Source organism: Bradyrhizobium sp. BLXBL-03 (assembly GCF_051853015.1).
GTDB classification, from domain to species: domain Bacteria; phylum Pseudomonadota; class Alphaproteobacteria; order Rhizobiales; family Xanthobacteraceae; genus Bradyrhizobium; species Bradyrhizobium manausense.
On the sequence record NZ_CP182470.1, the window covers coordinates 6,567,448 to 6,583,455 of the forward strand.

The 16,008-nt window shown below is 57.8% G+C and carries 13 protein-coding genes; 6 read left to right on the forward strand and 7 right to left on the reverse strand.

Annotation, left to right across the window (positions count from 1 at the left end):
• Positions 1-18: 18 nt before the first annotated feature.
• From ACNJX9_RS31390 to ACNJX9_RS31415, 6 genes are read left to right on the forward strand one after another with little or no spacing between them, the layout of a single operon-like run.
• A complete protein-coding gene (locus ACNJX9_RS31390; protein ID WP_439405836.1) occupies positions 19-1,380 on the forward strand; it encodes an undecaprenyl-phosphate glucose phosphotransferase in 1,362 nt (453 codons plus the stop codon).
• A 48-nt stretch (positions 1,381-1,428) separates the two neighbouring features.
• Positions 1,429-2,493 carry a glycosyltransferase family 4 protein gene (locus ACNJX9_RS31395; protein WP_439405837.1) on the forward strand — a complete coding sequence of 355 codons (1,065 nt, stop codon included), beginning with the start codon at positions 1,429-1,431 and terminating at the stop codon, positions 2,491-2,493.
• Positions 2,494-2,511: 18 nt separating this feature from the next.
• Positions 2,512-3,666 (forward strand): glycosyltransferase, encoded by a 1,155-nt coding sequence (locus ACNJX9_RS31400; protein ID WP_439405839.1) that lies wholly within the window; start codon positions 2,512-2,514, stop codon positions 3,664-3,666.
• Positions 3,663-5,030 carry a hypothetical protein gene (locus ACNJX9_RS31405; protein ID WP_439405841.1) on the forward strand — a complete coding sequence of 456 codons (1,368 nt, stop codon included), beginning with the start codon at positions 3,663-3,665 and terminating at the stop codon, positions 5,028-5,030. Before ACNJX9_RS31400 ends, ACNJX9_RS31405 begins: the two co-directional genes overlap by 4 nt.
• A 55-nt stretch (positions 5,031-5,085) precedes the next feature.
• Positions 5,086-6,432 (forward strand): glycoside hydrolase family 71 protein, encoded by a 1,347-nt coding sequence (locus ACNJX9_RS31410; RefSeq protein WP_439405843.1) that lies wholly within the window; start codon positions 5,086-5,088, stop codon positions 6,430-6,432.
• A gap of 23 nt (positions 6,433-6,455) precedes the next feature.
• Positions 6,456-7,682, forward strand: coding sequence for a glycosyltransferase family 4 protein (locus ACNJX9_RS31415; RefSeq protein WP_439405845.1), 1,227 nt, complete (start codon positions 6,456-6,458; stop codon positions 7,680-7,682).
• Between the two features lie 12 nt (positions 7,683-7,694).
• Here the strand turns inward: ACNJX9_RS31415 and ACNJX9_RS31420 are convergent, their stop codons facing one another.
• From ACNJX9_RS31420 to ACNJX9_RS31450, 7 genes are all read right to left on the reverse strand, one after another.
• Entirely contained in the window at positions 7,695-8,927 is a 1,233-nt protein-coding gene (locus tag ACNJX9_RS31420; RefSeq protein ID WP_439405847.1) for a lipopolysaccharide biosynthesis protein, read from the reverse strand.
• Positions 8,928-8,930: 3 nt separating this feature from the next.
• Positions 8,931-9,998, reverse strand: a complete 1,068-nt coding sequence (locus ACNJX9_RS31425) for an acyltransferase family protein (protein ID WP_439405848.1) — start codon at positions 9,996-9,998, stop codon at positions 8,931-8,933.
• Between the two features lie 36 nt (positions 9,999-10,034).
• Positions 10,035-10,409, reverse strand: coding sequence for a hypothetical protein (locus tag ACNJX9_RS31430; protein WP_439405850.1), 375 nt, complete (start codon positions 10,407-10,409; stop codon positions 10,035-10,037).
• Positions 10,406-11,119 (reverse strand): hypothetical protein, encoded by a 714-nt coding sequence (locus tag ACNJX9_RS31435; protein ID WP_439405852.1) that lies wholly within the window; start codon positions 11,117-11,119, stop codon positions 10,406-10,408. Before ACNJX9_RS31435 ends, ACNJX9_RS31430 begins: the two co-directional genes overlap by 4 nt.
• Before the next feature lie 127 nt (positions 11,120-11,246).
• Complete coding sequence (locus ACNJX9_RS31440) at positions 11,247-13,502, reverse strand: polysaccharide biosynthesis tyrosine autokinase (protein ID WP_439405853.1); 2,256 nt, start codon at positions 13,500-13,502, stop codon at positions 11,247-11,249.
• A 274-nt stretch (positions 13,503-13,776) separates the two neighbouring features.
• Positions 13,777-14,397, reverse strand: coding sequence for a hypothetical protein (locus ACNJX9_RS31445; protein ID WP_439405854.1), 621 nt, complete (start codon positions 14,395-14,397; stop codon positions 13,777-13,779).
• A gap of 136 nt (positions 14,398-14,533) precedes the next feature.
• Positions 14,534-16,006, reverse strand: a complete 1,473-nt coding sequence (locus tag ACNJX9_RS31450) for an O-antigen ligase family protein (RefSeq protein ID WP_439405856.1) — start codon at positions 16,004-16,006, stop codon at positions 14,534-14,536.
• Positions 16,007-16,008 lie beyond the last annotated feature (2 nt).

The following is a 16,008-nucleotide window of genomic DNA, read 5'->3' on the forward strand; positions in this document are numbered from 1 at the left end:
GTTGTCGAGCGGCTTGTGATGCTGATCGATGCAATGCTGGTGATCGCGGCCGGCATCGGCTGCGCGGTGGCCTATCATCTCTATGCCCAGTCGGTGCTCGGCAAGGCGAATGTCTATGCCGCGGCGAGCGTGCTGGTTGCACTAAATTTCGTCCTCCTCATTGTCGTGCAGCAGGGTTACCGGCTGAAGGCCATCACCGACGTCCCGCGCACGTTGCGGATGACGGTGACGACTTGGACGGGCGTGTTCGGCGCGCTACTGGCGATCGCCTTCGCCATGAAGGTTTCCGACGAGTTCTCCCGCGGCACGACGATCTCGTTCTATGCCGTCGGCCTAGCGGTGCTGGTGATCTGGAAGGCGTTCGCCGCGCGCTGGACGGCGAATGCGTTGCGCACCGGCGCCTTCGCCAACAGCCGCGCGGTGATGATCGCCGAAATCGGCCTGCCGGCGTCCTCGAATGCGATATCGGACCTGGCCCAGCACGGCTACCGCTTGATGCGGATCATGGAGATCCGCGAGCGCGAGCTCACCTCGCCCCTCCTGCTCTCCGCGATCGCGCCGCGCTTCGACGAGCTGATCGCCTATGCGCGCGAGAACCGGATCGAGCACGTGTTCCTCCTGATGAGCTGGGACCGACAGCACGCCATCGACAGCATCCTGGATGCGCTGAAGATCCTGCCCATTCCGGTGCACTTGGTGCCCGATGCCCACGCGGCGCGTTTCCTGCGCTACCCGCTGCACAGCGCCGGCAACACCTGGACGGCGGAGCTGCGCCGTGCCCCCCTGTCCTGGAACGAACGCGCGCTCAAGCGCTCGCTCGATCTCGCCGGCGCCAGCCTCGCGCTGATCGTGTTCGCCCCGGTGATGCTGGTGACGGCCATCCTGATCAAGCTAACCTCGCCGGGCCCCGTGTTCTTCCGCCAGACCCGCAACGGCTTCAACGGCCGCGCCTTCAAGATCTTCAAGTTCCGCACCATGCGCGTGCTGGAGGACGGCCCCACGGTGGTGCAGGCGCGCAAGAACGACCCGCGCGTGACCGGCATCGGCAAATGGCTGCGCAAGACCTCGATCGACGAGCTGCCGCAGCTCCTCAACGTGCTCAAGGGCGAGATGTCGCTGGTCGGCCCCCGCCCGCACGCGGCCGCTCACAACAGCGAATATGAGCAGATCATCGGCAACTATGCCTTCCGCCACCACGTCAAGCCCGGCATCACCGGCTGGGCCCAGGTTAATGGTTATCGCGGAGAAACCCACACGCTCGAGCTGATGCAGCGGCGCGTGGAGTATGATCTGTGGTACATCAATAATTGGAGCTTGAGGCTGGACGTGATCATCCTGCTGCGGACGGCCTTTGGCGTGCTCCACAGCTCAGCGTATTAGTCTCGCCCGAACCGTATCCGCCCTATGCCCACTCCTCGACGCTTTATCGTGGCGATCGGCCAGATTCCGCCACCCATGGACGGGCTCGCCTACATCACGTCGGAATATCTCAAGCTCCTCGCCGAGGATCACGACATCAAGATTCTCAACATTTCGCCGAAAGTGGCCAAGCGCGGCATCGCTTATCATTTGTCGCGGACTTTCACCGTGCTGCTTGCGTCGATGCATCTGGTGTCGAACGCATGGCGCTCCAACCGCACCTGCTACATGCCGTGTCAAAGCGATTTCGGTCTCGTCTACACGATTTATCTTCTCGCCGTCGCGCGACTGCTCCGATATCCGACCTACCTGCATCATCATAATTTCGGATACATCAACGAACGACGACGCATTATGGGGCTTGCGCTTCACGCCGGCGGTCCCGAAACCGTGCACATCTTCCTTTGCGAGCGCATGCAGCAGCGCTTCGGGGAGACCTATTGGAGGCCCAAACGCTCCGTCGTGATTTCGAATGCTGCATTCGTCTCGCCTACAACCAACCGACTCGAGCCCTCCTCCGAGGGGCCCCTCAAGATCGGACTGCTGAGCAACCTAAATCGCGAAAAGGGCCTCTACCTGTTCCTCGACCTGTTGCGCGCCGCGCGCGAGCAGGGCTTAAACGTCCTGGGAACGCTTGCTGGACCGGTGCGCGAGGCCCAGGACAAGAGCGCTCTCGAAGCAGCGCAGAAAGAACTTGGCGATGTGCTGCAATATGCCGGCCCACTCTACGCCGACGACAAGCTCAGGTTCTACGAGTCGATCGACGTGTTTGTGTTTCCGACCATCTACGCCAACGAGGCTCAGCCGACAGTGCTCTATGAGGCTCTCGCTGCAGGCAACCTTGTGATCGCATACGAGAGAGGCTGCATTGCCTCTCAGATCGGAAATAGCGGCGTGAGCATATCGCAAGACGAGCCATTCGTGCCAGCGGCGCTGGCGTGGCTGCACAAACTTCAGGAGCGCCGGGAAAAGACTGCATCCCGCGCTTCCGTAGTTCACATCACGACTGATATGCACGTCGCGGAGAGAGCGAAGGCGCGAGTGGCGCTTTCAGCAACTCCTACAGCTTTGTAACCGCAGAGATTCTGTTTCATGAAGATTGCAATTTGGCACAATATCATGTGGTCTCGCTACAAGGCGGTCGTGTTCTCTTCGATCTATCGCCGGGCCCAAACTGAGAACATCCCGGTCAATTTCTATCAGATCGCAGAAACGGACGCGAACCGCGCGGGCCTTTCGCCAATCGATCAGAGCTGGCACGAGTATCCGTTCACACTCCTTTTCGAGGGCGCGTCTTCCAACATACCTTCGCTCAAGCTGTTGTGGAAGGCAGCACTGTTGACGTGGAGGGATCCCGCCGACATCGTGATCCTTTCCGGTTACGAGAGGCCGGTTGTATGGCTCCAGGCTCTCATTCTGAGCCTGAAGCGGCGGCCATTTGCGCTGTTCTGCGATTCCACGATCTACGACCAACCCCAAAACTTTTGGAAGGGGATTGGCAAACGCATCATCTTCAACTGGGCCGACGGCATCTTCTGCTATGGCGTGCGCGCCGTAGAGTACGTGAGCCATTACGATGTACCGAGCAGCAAGAGCTTTGTCCGATGTCAGGCAGCAGCCCTGCCGAAGGATTACTCCGCCGCGAAGGCGTTCGAACAACGCCTCGAAAAAGCTCCTCGGAATGCCCCTCCCCGATATCTATACGTTGGACGCCTGTCTCCGGAAAAATCTCTCGATCACCTGCTGCTCGCCTTCAAGCAGGTCATAGCATCAATCCCCGGAGCGCAGCTTGTGCTCGTGGGCAAGGGGCCTTCCGAGCAGGAACTTCGCAATCTAGCCGCCCAACTCGGTGTTCAGCAGCACGTGGCATTCGCCGGACCGAAGTTCGACTCCGAACTCTTCGAAGAGTATTCCAAGGCGAGTTGCCTCGTCCTACCAAGCCATAGCGAGCCTTGGGGATTGGTGGTAAACGAAGCTCTGAGTTACGGCTGTCCCGCCGTCGTGAGCCATCGTTGCGGCTGCGTTCCCGAGCTTGTGAATGAAGGCAGAACGGGTTTCTCGTTCGAATGGGGAGATGTGAACCATCTTTCAGAGAAGATGAAACTCGTTCCCGAGACATTTTCCGATGTCGCAGGTACCGCGCGAGCGTGTTTCGCCCAGATTGCGCCTTTCACACCTGACTCAGCCGCCAAGAGCATCCTTGATGGCTGCCTGACCATCGCGAATAGCCAGGCTCAAGCGAAATGATCAGCACCCTGCTATTTTTGGAATTTGTGATATGGTTTGGGTGCCTGCTTCACTGTCAGGCAAAGGGCCAGCTCAGTATCGTGCAACCAGTCACGATCTTGCTAGGCTACCATTTCCTCTTTCATCTCATGAAGCCGGCGCTGTGGTACTATTTCAACCACAACCACGCCTTTGAATACATGCAGTTCTATCCCAATGAAGAAGAAACTGTAAATTCGATCCTAGTCTCCACACTTGGCCTTTCTACAAGCTATCTCGGCTACGTCTTCTTCTTTCGATATGACAATCGGAAGATACGCGCCATACTTGCTCCCGAAATCAACCGTGCGGGAATATCCTCGACGGCCCACACACTCGTTCTTCTCGTGCTAGCCGTGTCGTTCGTAGCCTTCGTTCAACGCATGCGGGGGTACTTGGGCTCTGACGAAGGCTTCCAACTCGTCCAAGACGCTCGAACGGGAAATTTTGGTTTCAGTCAGGGCAGCGGCTGGTGGTACGAGCTATCTTCGGCTTTCGTGTTTTGTGCAATGTACCTCTGGATGACATCTGGATTTTCACGAATCTGGACGATCGCCGTATGCGGTCTCGGCTCTCTCTGGTTGACCTTGGGATCTTCCAGATTTGTCTTCGTGTATTGCGTGATGACTGGAACAATTCTGATGATAACGCGATCCAGGCTCAATCTGCGGAAGTTTCTACTTCTGCTCCCTGTTGGAGCCACCCTGATCGTCGCTTTCGTGGTGCTTGGCCAGAATCGCGCCGCAATTAGAGAAATCTTTTTTGATACCAGCAGTACGGAAAGGGTAACGGACGATTGGAAGAGAGTGTCACCGCTTGATACTCTTGATATGTCCACGTTCGAGGTCCAGACGGCCGCCGTCAGCATTGTGCCTCGGCTTACTGACTCGTACACTTACTTTACTGAACACGTCAGATTGCTGACCGAGCCTATTCCGCGCGCGCTGTGGTCAAGCAAGCCTTTCGGCGATCCGATCAAGATGATCGAGCTGAACCGGTTTGCAAACATGGTCACCCTTTCAACGGGTTGGTACGGCCAGGGATGGCTGAGCTTCGGTATAGTTGGGATCGTGGCAACCTGCCTCATCTATGTGATGCTCTCATCGTTCATCCTGCGAACGCTCCTGTCGAACGCCGGTCCCAATGCAGCATTCGCCTACACAGTGCTGATCCCGCTTCATCTACAATGGATGCGCGATGGCGTGCTGGTATCCGTTGTCAAGTTTACGCTCTTTCTCACCTTGCCAGCGATCATTGCAGCCTTTGTCGCACGCCACCCGTCACGATCGGCACAGCCGTACGCTATGCGACGACGTATCTCGATTGACTCTCGATCCCAGAGCTAGGTTGCGCATGCCAGATTCCCCGCTGCGGAGCTGCCACCGCGCGATCCTAAGCGCCATGATCATCGCGTGGCTTCAGCTCCTTTGGCCTATTCTCACTACCCCCAGCTTCGCGATAGAGCACGCTGAGAGACTTGTTTTCTCCCACTACATGGCGTGCTGCCCGTTCGCCGGCCACAATGCATCGGTTGATGCTTTGCAACATGAGATGGAGCTTGCCGCTCGCGCCGGCATCGACGGATTCGCGGTCAACGTTGGCGCTTGGCTGAAAGAACCGTACTATCAGGATATTTCTTTGCGTCTGTTCAAAGCCGCGCAACAGAGCAGATTCAAATTGTTTTTTTCCGCTGACGCTTCCACCGGCCTTTCCGCCTCGGAAGTGGTTGACATGGTCTCACGGTTCTCAGGCGAGCAGGCCTATCTCAAGCGCTCGGGTCGGCCTGTCCTCTCGACCTACGGCGGTACGGTGGAATGGTACAAAGATATCTTGGACGGCCTTAAAATCCGAGGCATCACGATCTTCTTCGTGCCGAATTCGCATCGTCCCGCGCACGCAAAGAGCATTCCGGGATCTCTTATCGAGACGCCGGATCGTGTGACAATTGAGGGAATCCTGGCAGACCTGACATTCAGCGATGGGCTATTCTATTTTGGCGCTGCTGGACGATATCCGGCGATTGCACAGTCAATCCGCGTTGGAGTCGAGCTTTCCCATGCACATTCGAAACTGTATATGGCTCCAGTTACGCCGTACTATCGAGGACTGAAGCAGAACTTTCGGGTGTTCGAAGCCGATGGCTTTACCGGAATGGAAGAGCAATGGAAGGCGGCCATCGAGTCGAAAGCAGATTGGGTCGAGATCGTTACCTGGAACGATTGGGGCGAGTCCAGCTACGTGCGCCCGTTCGAGGGAGAATCTACAATTCCCCTTTGGGACAGCCACTGGGGATTGCTCACAGCCCATGACGCGTATTTGAACCTTACCGGATACTACATCAAATGGTTCAAGAGCGGCGTGCCTCCTCCTGTAACTCAGAACAGAGTACATGTGTTCTATCGACCTCAATCGTCCAGCCAGTGCGGCTTCATCTCAATGAGCTCCTGTCCGAGGGGAGCTGCTGACCTACGAGACGATCTTCATATCGTCGCCGAGACCAACCAGCCGGTTACGATTGAGGTGACGACAGGTTCCGAACACAAGCTATTCAGCGGCGGAAGCGGGCTCCACTTCTACAAGATGCATCTAAGTCCGGGTCTTCTGTCGATCGTGGCGCAGTCCGGCGAGGCGACGACGCGCTGGGAAGCCCCTATCCCGTACGCCAGCAAGGAGAGCGAGGCAACGACGTTCAACTATCTCGCAACCTCACTCGATCTGAGCCCCTCGACTCAAACTCACAGGCCATAACAATTTCCATGCGAGAAGAACAATTGACCGACAACAACTCCAAGATTGCCCCTGGATACATTGTCAACTTTCTCCGTGATCGAGATTCCTATGTCATTCCACGCGCCTTAGCTTCCAAAAACCAGCTCACTAAACTCGTTACGGATATCTACTTCACAAAAGGCCCGAGTTGGCGGCAACGAATGCTCGCCCACCTCGCTGATCATCACAGCCCCGAACTGGACGCTAAGTTTGTGGAGGAAAGCCTAGCCGCAGCCGCGGTTCAATTTCTCGGCGGGCGCAAGCTCAGTAAGGTCATTGACACTCATTTTTTGGCAGATCGCATCCTTGCACGAAAGACTGCTTCTATTTGGAAGCGGCAACCTGCAGACCTCTTATTGTACTCCGGATATGCTCGATCTGCGTTTCTGGCGTCTAAAGGCTCCAACTTCCGTCGCCTCTTATTCTTGTATCATCCTCATCATCGAATCATCTCGGATCTACTTCGAGCGGACGCCAGTCTTTTTCCCGAGTCGGAGAAAGCATTTAAATCAGATCGCGAAGTGAAGACCTGGTGGCGGTGGCGCTATGCTGATGACGAAATCGAACTTGCTGATGCCGTAGTTACCGCGAGCACATTTTCGCAACACAGTCTGGAATATGCAGGCTTCGACAAACCAACGGCGGTCGTTCCGTATTTTTCGAAGCTTAGAGCGGACGAGTTCAACATGTTGGACAAGAAGAGCGATATCTGCCGGTTCTTGTTTGTAGGCCAAGGCGTCATCCGAAAGGGGCTCCATCACCTTCTCCGCGCGTGGCGTGAAGCAAAATTGCGCAACGCGACACTAACCTGCGTATGCGGCCAACTCGATCCCAATATTGTCGCCTTGATCCCTTCGGACGTAATCATAAAGAAGCATCTGAGTCACGCGGACCTTCAGGCAGAATACTCCCGATCACACGTATTCGTCATGCCCTCGATCATCGAGGGATTTGGGCTCGTGTACAACGAAGCCAGGAGCTACGGAAATTACATTATCTACACTCCAAACACGGGAGCGCCGGATATGCAGATCGATGATAAGAGCGGAGAGTCGGTACCAGTAGGAAACGTCTCCGAGCTAGCCGGCGCACTGATCAAGATGAACGAGCGCTTTCACAACAAGCAGATCGATTTCGCCTACATTGCCGGGCGCAGCCACAGCAGCGAATGGGATGACTACGTGGCTCGGTTGATCGAATCTTGCGAAGCCTTGAAACGCCTCTGTTAGCGGCGTCCGGCACTAGCAGGTCAAGCTCGCTTGACTGACGCCAACTCGCTTTCGATACGTGCGATAGGCCAGAATAGTTGCGCAGGCTGTGATCGCTTGCGATGCCGCAAACGCGTAGGCTGCCCCAAAGGCGCCGCCGAAACGAACCGAAAAAAGCATTAGAGCAATCGTCGGTACCACAGCATAGACGTCGATCTTGCTCGCCAGCCAAGGACGGCCCATCGCAAGCGCGTGAGCGGCTATAAGCGCCTTCATAGAGGAGAAGACCATCCCACCAACCAGAACCGGGGCCAGCTCTCCAGCCATGGCGAATTTGTCGCCGAAAATCATTGTAACCAGCCATTTGCCGGCCCATACACTCACTAACGTCGCAGCTATCCCACCGCCAAAGATCAGGAACGCAGACTCGCGCTCAATGTCCGCTTTCTTCTCCGAATTCAGCGTTGCACCAATTCGTGAAAAGTAAAGCTGGATGATCGTTTGTGAGTACGCGTTAAAAATCTGAGCAAAAGAAACCGCGACAACGTACTGCGCGAGAATGTTCGACGCTGCGAACGTGCCGACGATCAGTCGATCCGCATTATCTCTAATGAGGTTCGATAGCCGGGTGCCGAAACTTTGCGCCCCGAGCTGAAAGACTTCCTTCATATCCACCCAACGAGGCCGCTTAAGAAAGGAGGGGATTGAAATCTGGTACACGCCCACACCGACTGCGAGGACGTGAGCCGCAACAATTGAGAAAGCGAAGGAAGAGATTGACGGCCCCTCGATGAGGATGAAGCACGCTAGAGTGAGAGGTTGCGCGAGTTGAACCAAGAGGCGCTGGATGTTCCATGCCCTTGTTTGTCCGGCGCCAGCGAACCATGCTACGAAACTGACAGTTATGTAGTTGAGCGCCGGATACACTGCAAAAATGAGATACGCGACATACTGGTCGTTATTGGAAATTGAGGTCACGAGAGGATAGACGGCCAGCCACGCCAGTGTTCCGGCTATTCCGTAAACGACTGAAGACACAACATACGTTGAATGGGGGAACGCTCCGCTTTTTGCAGTCGCCTTGTACGCGATAGCTTCGCCAATCCCGAATGAAAACAAGGTTGCAATAACTGCTGACAACGTAACTTGATAGGCTAATACGCCTCTGTCGGTTGGCCCTAGCAGCCGAGCCGCTGCAATGCCGAAGCCCAAGTTCGCGACCTGAACTAACGCAGTGGTAAACAATGAATAAATCAGCTTCGCCACGTTTTATATCTCTCGCGGCGACGCCTGCGCGACGCCGGATACTTCCGCGCCAGCTGATTTGACCCGACCTGTCCACGCCCTATTCAGCAAACGGCGTGCAGGATTCTCAAGAAAATAAAAGCTCATCACACCTACAAGAACTGCCGCTCCCAGCAAGGGTAAAGTAAATGGAAGCGAAAGCTTGCCGGCAAGCAACGCAAAGGGTTGCTGCCATAAGTAAATTGAGAATGACAAAACTCCCAGTGCCCCGAGCCACCGAGACTCAATAGCGACTTTAACGAAATTGGGCGCGCTCTGCAGCGAATTGACTGATATTCCCAAGCACAGGGTGCCGAGCGTATATCGCATCCAATCTGGAAAAACACCTGTGTGCAGCACTAGGGCAACGAAGAATGTTCCGACCGGAATCCAACCTGACGCCACCCAGAGCTGTTGTTTTTCGTCCAATGTAAGCGACAGGAATAGCGCGGCAGGAACGAGGATCGAAGACAACCTGACGTCTGAACGCCAGTAAAGATCATGGAGTCCCCCTCCCGATAGGCTTCCAATCGTTCCGTTGATCATACAACAGACCGATAGAATGATCAGCGCAATTGCAGCGGTCCGTCCCGAACGTCTCGTGACGAACGCCACGATAGCTAGCAAGAAATACCCGTGTTCTTCGACAGCAATCGACCACGTATGCGCGAGCACGGTTTCATGATGAGAACCAATCCAGTAGTTCATGTAGAAAAAGATTGAGGCTTGAAAATCCCCGAGACGAACGAGACTCTCTGAAGAATAGCCTAGGTGGCGGGCGATTAAGCAGATTGCAAAAATGCAAGTCGCGAACGATAGCAGGGCCGGCCATATCCTTGAGGCTCTTCGAAAGAAGAAGGTCGGAAGATCCAATTTTCTCAAGAAAAGAATGTCGGCCATCAGTCGCCCGCTGAGCACGAAAAAAGCTTCAACGCCAAACTGACCGAGGAAATGAACTGGGGTGAAATGACCCAGTAGGAGCGATAAAACAGCCATCCCGCGCCAACCGTCAAGATAGCCAATGTGTTGCCGAGCTACCGAATCCACGTTCATTTTAGACGCCAATAAGCACAAAAATAGCGGAACGAGTCATTTCTGGAAGACACTGTAACGAAAGAAACTTACACCTCTCATTGCACCCAAAATCGTGTCTACTCGTTTGTACGCTTGAACATCGAATTGCTTGCAACTCTCAGATTTGTAGTAGCACAGCTTCACTTTAATCGGTCGGAGGCAGTTGTTTTTGATGCTAACGACGTGATCGAGCATGTCATGGTTGCTTGATTGGGGGCGCGCCGCTGCCTCAACGTCGAGGCAGGCCTTGCCAAGTGGATCTCTGACGACATTTCCGGACGGCTCTGCAGGCTCCTGAACCGTCAGCCTATTCGTTGTCGACTGGGCACGGACATTCGCGCCATTGCTCACAAGCAAGGCGACCATCAAAAGAGGTACGAGAAATTTCATTGGCGCCACAGCCTCTCATCAACGTCAACACCAGGCACATTCGCCATTAGACCATCACGCGCCAGTCTCTTGGCGAGTGCCTCGCGTGATATAACGTCCACTTGCGTCAGCCCACGCAAGAGCACCTCTCGTTGCGGCCATCCCACGCCTGCCAGATTGGCAGCAGCAACATCGATAAAGTTACTATCGACTAGGGCAGCAAATTCCGAGACCACGTTTTGGCGCATCGCCTCACTTAGCATCGGGAAAATGGCTAGCGCCAGTCGGTTGCGGCGAAGGGCGATCCAACCCTCCAGCCGAGCTGATCCGTAGGACTGATGCAAGAAACGAATGCTGGCGTAATCCAAGCCGTTGCGAGCCGCAACGGAATACAGCATCAGCCAGAGGAACGAGTCGGCTGGGTTGAGCGCCAAGGCGAACTTCAGCCTCTCATCCGCTGCGGCCACGTCGCGGTCCACCTGATCCGGGCCCTTTCGCTCGATCGGTTCTTCGGCGATCAGCAGCCGCACCAGCGCTTCCGCGCGCGGGAGATCGCTGCGCTGAACGACAGGCTCGGAGCTGGCCTTCATCGAAGTCAGTAGGTCGCTCAGCGTTCGCGATTTGAAGCGATCATCGACCAGAATGCGCGCCGTCACGTCTTTGGCGGGCGCGGCCGAGCGGAAGGCCGGCAGCGTGACCGCCGACCAGATGACGCCAGCAAGGCCGAACAAGAGCAGCAGAGTTCGTGTGCAAGCTGCGATAGGCCTGCTTCGCAAGCTCATCCTGCGAGACGCGGCTTCGCCGTTCCCGGGGACCGCTTCGCGGCCCCTGAGGATGAGGGCCCCTGCAGGATGATCGCTATTCCACATACCCATATCGGGCATAGTATTTCTGATAGTAATAGCGGCCGTGGTAGGACTCGTAGCGCGCCAGTAGCTTGGTATCGGCCTTGTTCAGCACCACGCCCAAAAGCTTGTCCTGGATCTCCGGCGCGTTGCGCAGGTTGTGGCGCACGACGTCGATCTTGGTTTTGCCCCACTCCACCACGAACACGAAGGAATCGACGAAGGACGAGGTGACGCGCACGTCCACCACCGGCGCCATCGGCGGCATGTCGAGCACCACGTAGTCATATTTCGAGCGCAGCAGCGCCACGAGATCGCTCATCGGCTTGGAGGCGAGGATCTCGTTGGTGTGCAGCAGCCTCGAAGTGGTGCCGGCGGGCAGAACGGCAAGCTTCGTCTGCGGATCGACGGTGATGACATCCTCGAGCTGCGCCTTGTGCGCGACCACATCGACGAGGCCGGCTTGCGCATCCGGCACTAGGGCGCGGGACAGCGAGGGGTTGCGCAAATCGGCATCGACCAGGATCACCCGCGCGCCACCATGGGCGATGAGCTGCGCCAGGTTGGTCGAGAGCGTGCTCTTGCCTTCGTTGGGCAGAGTCGAGGTGGTTGCCAATACCCGGTTCTCGCGCACGATGGAGTTGAGATCGACCGCCACTTTCAGCGAGCGCACGGCTTCCGAGAAACGTGACAGCGGATTATCGACGACATAGCGCAGCAGATCCGGTTGCGGATTGCTCGCTTTTCGGCCGAGCTTGCCGGCGAGCGCCGGGATCGACGCGGGAGCACCGAGCGCCGGCAGGATTGCAATGCAGTTGGCTCCGAGTTGCTCCTCGACCTGGCCGGTGGTGCGGAACACCTTGTCCGTGAGTTCGCGAGCCGTCGCTGCGCCGAAACTCAGCAGCAGGCCGCCGAAAAGCGCGGCTGCCAGAATGGCAAGCGACTTCGGATAGCTCTTAGCTAGCGGCGTGGTGGCCGCGCTGATCACGCGCGCCTCGGTGATCGGGAACGACTGCTGCTGCACGCTTTCCATGTAGCGCTGCAGGAAATTATCGTACATCGCCTGGTAGCTCTGGGCGTTGCTCTCTAGCTCGCGGAGCTGGATCTGCGCCTGGTTGGTGAGCTGCGATTCCGAAACGACGTTGGCAAGGCTCGACTTGATCGCCTCCTCGCGCGTCACCGCGATATCGTAGTCACTCTTGTAGGATTCCTGGATGCGCTTCAGCTCGTCCGTGATGTTCTTCTTGATCTCCGCCATCTGGGTGCGCAGGTTGACCGCGGCGAGATGATCGTGGCCGTATTTGGCCGACCAGATCGATTCCTTCGAGGCCATGTCGACATATTGGCCGCGCAGCTTGACGATTGTGTCGTTCTTCAGCGCGTCGGTGACGTTGGCATCCGGGATGTCCTGCTTGACGATGTCGTTCATGCGGTCGAGCCGCGCCTTGGCCTCGGCGGTCGCCGCATGCGCCATCACAAGCTGGCTGTTCACTTCCGCAAGCTGCTGCTCGTTCATCAGCCGCCCACCGCTATCGACGATGTTGTTGGCGGTCTTGAAATCCACCACCGCCTTCTGCGCGGTGGAGGCCTGGGTGCGCAGCTCCTTGATGCGGTCCTGCAGCCAGACGCTAGCGCGGCGCGTCGCCTGATATTTCGCCTCGAGCTGATCGACGATATAGGCGTCCGCGATCGCGTTGGCGATGCGAGCGGCCTTCTGCGGATCCTTCGAGGTGAAGCCGATCTCCATCACATAGGTGAGGCCGACGCGCCTGATCGTGCGGCTCCTCTCGAAAACCCCGAGCGCCTTCCGCGTCTGCTCGAATTCGGAAGGCGCATGGCTCGACGAGAAAAGGCCGGTGACCGAGCCGAGGATCGCGCCGAGCAGGCCCCCGCCGGCGCCTGTGAACTCGGGATCCTCAGTGAGGTGCAAATCGCGGATCACCGTGAGGCTGATGTTCTCAGATTTCAGGATCTCAACCTGGGTTTCAACGGTCGCAGAATCGATCGCAACGTCGCCAAGCACGGATTGCTGCTGGAACAGCTGCACCTTGCGGGTGTCGATCACCATCGTCGCAGTTGAGGTGAACAGCGGTGCGGCGGTGAAGAGATAGAGCAGCGCCACAATCACGCAGGCCGACACGATCGCCACCATGGTCGGAAACTGGCGGCGGATGATGTCGGCGTAGGAGGCAAGCGCATGCGAGGGAGCGCTGTCGATTTCGGCGAATTCGCGGTTGATCTCCGAGGCCGGCTTGTTCACCTGCAACATTTATCAGTTCCTGAAATCAATCGGATTACGTGTCTAGGGATTGAAAGCCCGCCGCGGCGATAGGAGCAAATCTCGTGCCCCACCTCTTTCTGCCGAAAATGAGATTAGCACAATGCCATCAGAAATTGAACGTCGTTGACGCAGCGCAGTGCATCCCTCACGTTACATTTTCAGTGAACCTTAATGCGTCTACGCAAAGCGGCGCCCAATGGCGCCGCTTTCGTAACGATCAAAGAACCCAACGTCGAGGCTTTTCACCTCCGGGCAACTACTGTCAGTGCGAGCTGATCTGATTGCCGGCGTTGGTCGTGCCGCTCACGCCGTTGGCGGCGTTCGAGCTGACCGTCGTCGCATAGTGCAGGCCGCCGAAGGTCGGCGCGCCGTTGTTGCTGCCGCCCGTGTTGCCGGGATTGCCGATCGGCCCGCCCGCGCCGGAGCTGCCGCCGCCGCCACCGCCACCGGCCGCGGCGATCGCAACGTCGCCGGTTGCGGCCTGGTAGGCGGCGATCACGTCGGGCTTGCCGGTGCCGGCGATCGCGGTCTGGATCTCATTGGCGAAGGCTTGGTCGGTTTGCGCGGCCATGCGGGCGACCTGGGCAAGGCCGGCGACGATCGCGCGGATCTGGTCCGAGGTTGTCGCGGGATCCTTGAGCAGGCCGATCAGCGCCGGCAGGGTCGTGGGATCGGAGGCGCCGAGATCGCGCACGCGCGAGATGAGCGGCGCGCCGGCGGGATATTGCGCGAGAAGCGTGGCGGGCGTCGCCTTGAAATCGGCGATGACCTGCGGCGGCAGCTGGCGCTGCGGCGGATAGATGGCCGCGCTGGCGGCCGTCGAAATGGTAGCGGCCAGAGCCGCGGCCACAGCCAAGCGAAGCGCAAAACGAATGGCGCCCATAATGAACCTCCAAAATATCGGCTTGCCCCCTGCTCGGGCAATGACGCGAACGAAAGTAGCCGAACAACCCTCGCCTGTCTACTCATGCTGAAAACTTCGTAAACAGGCGCAACTGCTTCAAAATTAGACAGTTTTGTTAAGCACACGGCTGCGCACGGAGGCTTCTTTTCGCTTCCTCTTCCCGCCTTTCCTTGGCGCCCGCAATCGGTGGCTCAAGCTCCGAGGAAGCCCCGCCGGAGCGGAAGGATTGCGCCAAGCCGGCGCCGAAAAGCGCAAAAAACGGAATGGCATAACCCGGGATCTGCAGCGTGAAGTCCAGGCAGGAGTGCAACAGCGACAAGGTCGCGGTGGCGCTTGCGGCGAGCGGAATGATGACGTCGCGCCGCCGGCCGAACACGCCGCGCGCCAGGATGATGAACATGATCGCCCAGGCGATTGCCACCAGCAGCGCCAAGGGAATGCCGACATCCGAGGCGAGCTCCAGGGGCGTGGAATGCGCGATGTCCCAGATGCCGCGAATCGAGATGTTGGGGCTGCGATACGGCGGGAACGCCCATTGGAAGGTGCCCATGCCGGTGCCGAACCAGGGATTGTCCGCGATGATATGAAGCGTGGATTTCCAGGCTTCGGCGCGGCCCTCATCGACCAGGCCCTGACTGTCGAAGCGGCTCGAGACGCGGCCGCCAAGCAGTTGCATCAGGCCGAGCGCCACCGCGATCCCCGAACCGAGCGATATCCAGATGCCGGTCCGCGGCGGCAGATCCTTGCGTAAGTAAACCGTGAACGAGACGATCATGGCGAGCAGCGACAGCGCGACGCCGGCGCGTGAGCCGGTCATGAACATCGCCATCAGGCAGATCAGGAGCGCCACAAGCTGCGGCATGATATCCCGCGGCGGGATCGAACGAAGGTCCATGGAGAGGCGCTTCCATTCGATGTGCCGCTCGGGGACCCGCTTTCGAACGTCTTCCACGATCAAAAGCATCCAGATCACCGCGCAGGAGCCAAAATACGCCGCCGCCGTGTTGCGGTTGATGAAGGTGCCCGTGACGCTGCCGAGATACGCCGTCTTGTCGCGCCACAGGATCATGGTCGGCTCGATCAGAAACGAGGCGACGCCGTAGAGCGCGTAGAGGGCGCCGGAGATCGCGATCACCCACATCAGTCGCCGCGCCCGTTCACGGTCGGCGCCGACGGTGATGCCGAGCACGATCGCGAGGATGTTGGCGAGCGGCGCGCCGAGCGCGAAGAATGCCTCGTTCTTGACGATCGAGGCCGACGGCGCGATCGGCACCTCCAAAAGCTCCGAGGCCTGCTTCCAGATCGGATTGAACGGTGCAATCCAGGGATGATCGGAGAGCTGCTCATGCAGTACGAAAGTGTATCCGGCGACGATCACGAAGATGCCGCCGATCATCCAAAGATGCGGACGCCGCAAATCGCGCGTTGGCGCCACGATCACGGCGATGCCGAGACACAGGCACCAGAACGCGATGGACAGGTCATTGGTCGAGCCGAACGGAAACGGCGCGCCGGCTGCGACGAAGTACAGCAGAAAGACCGCGGGCAGGCTCCATGACCAGCGGATATGGGGAAGCCGAAGATGCATCG

Bases quoted from the DNA above. Each gene is read 5' to 3' on its own strand.
- ACNJX9_RS31440 (WP_439405853.1), bottom strand. From the start codon at position 13,502: ATGTTGCAGGTGAACAAGCCGGCCTCGGAGATCAACCGCGAATTCGCC.
- ACNJX9_RS31390 (WP_439405836.1), top strand. From the start codon at position 19: ATGCTGATCGATGCAATGCTGGTGATCGCGGCCGGCATCGGCTGCGCG.
- ACNJX9_RS31445 (WP_439405854.1), bottom strand. From the start codon at position 14,397: ATGGGCGCCATTCGTTTTGCGCTTCGCTTGGCTGTGGCCGCGGCTCTG.
- ACNJX9_RS31425 (WP_439405848.1), bottom strand. From the start codon at position 9,998: ATGAACGTGGATTCGGTAGCTCGGCAACACATTGGCTATCTTGACGGT.
- ACNJX9_RS31430 (WP_439405850.1), bottom strand. From the start codon at position 10,409: ATGAAATTTCTCGTACCTCTTTTGATGGTCGCCTTGCTTGTGAGCAAT.
- ACNJX9_RS31405 (WP_439405841.1), top strand. From the start codon at position 3,663: ATGATCAGCACCCTGCTATTTTTGGAATTTGTGATATGGTTTGGGTGC.
- ACNJX9_RS31450 (WP_439405856.1), bottom strand. From the start codon at position 16,006: ATGCATCTTCGGCTTCCCCATATCCGCTGGTCATGGAGCCTGCCCGCG.
- ACNJX9_RS31400 (WP_439405839.1), top strand. From the start codon at position 2,512: ATGAAGATTGCAATTTGGCACAATATCATGTGGTCTCGCTACAAGGCG.
- ACNJX9_RS31410 (WP_439405843.1), top strand. From the start codon at position 5,086: ATGATCATCGCGTGGCTTCAGCTCCTTTGGCCTATTCTCACTACCCCC.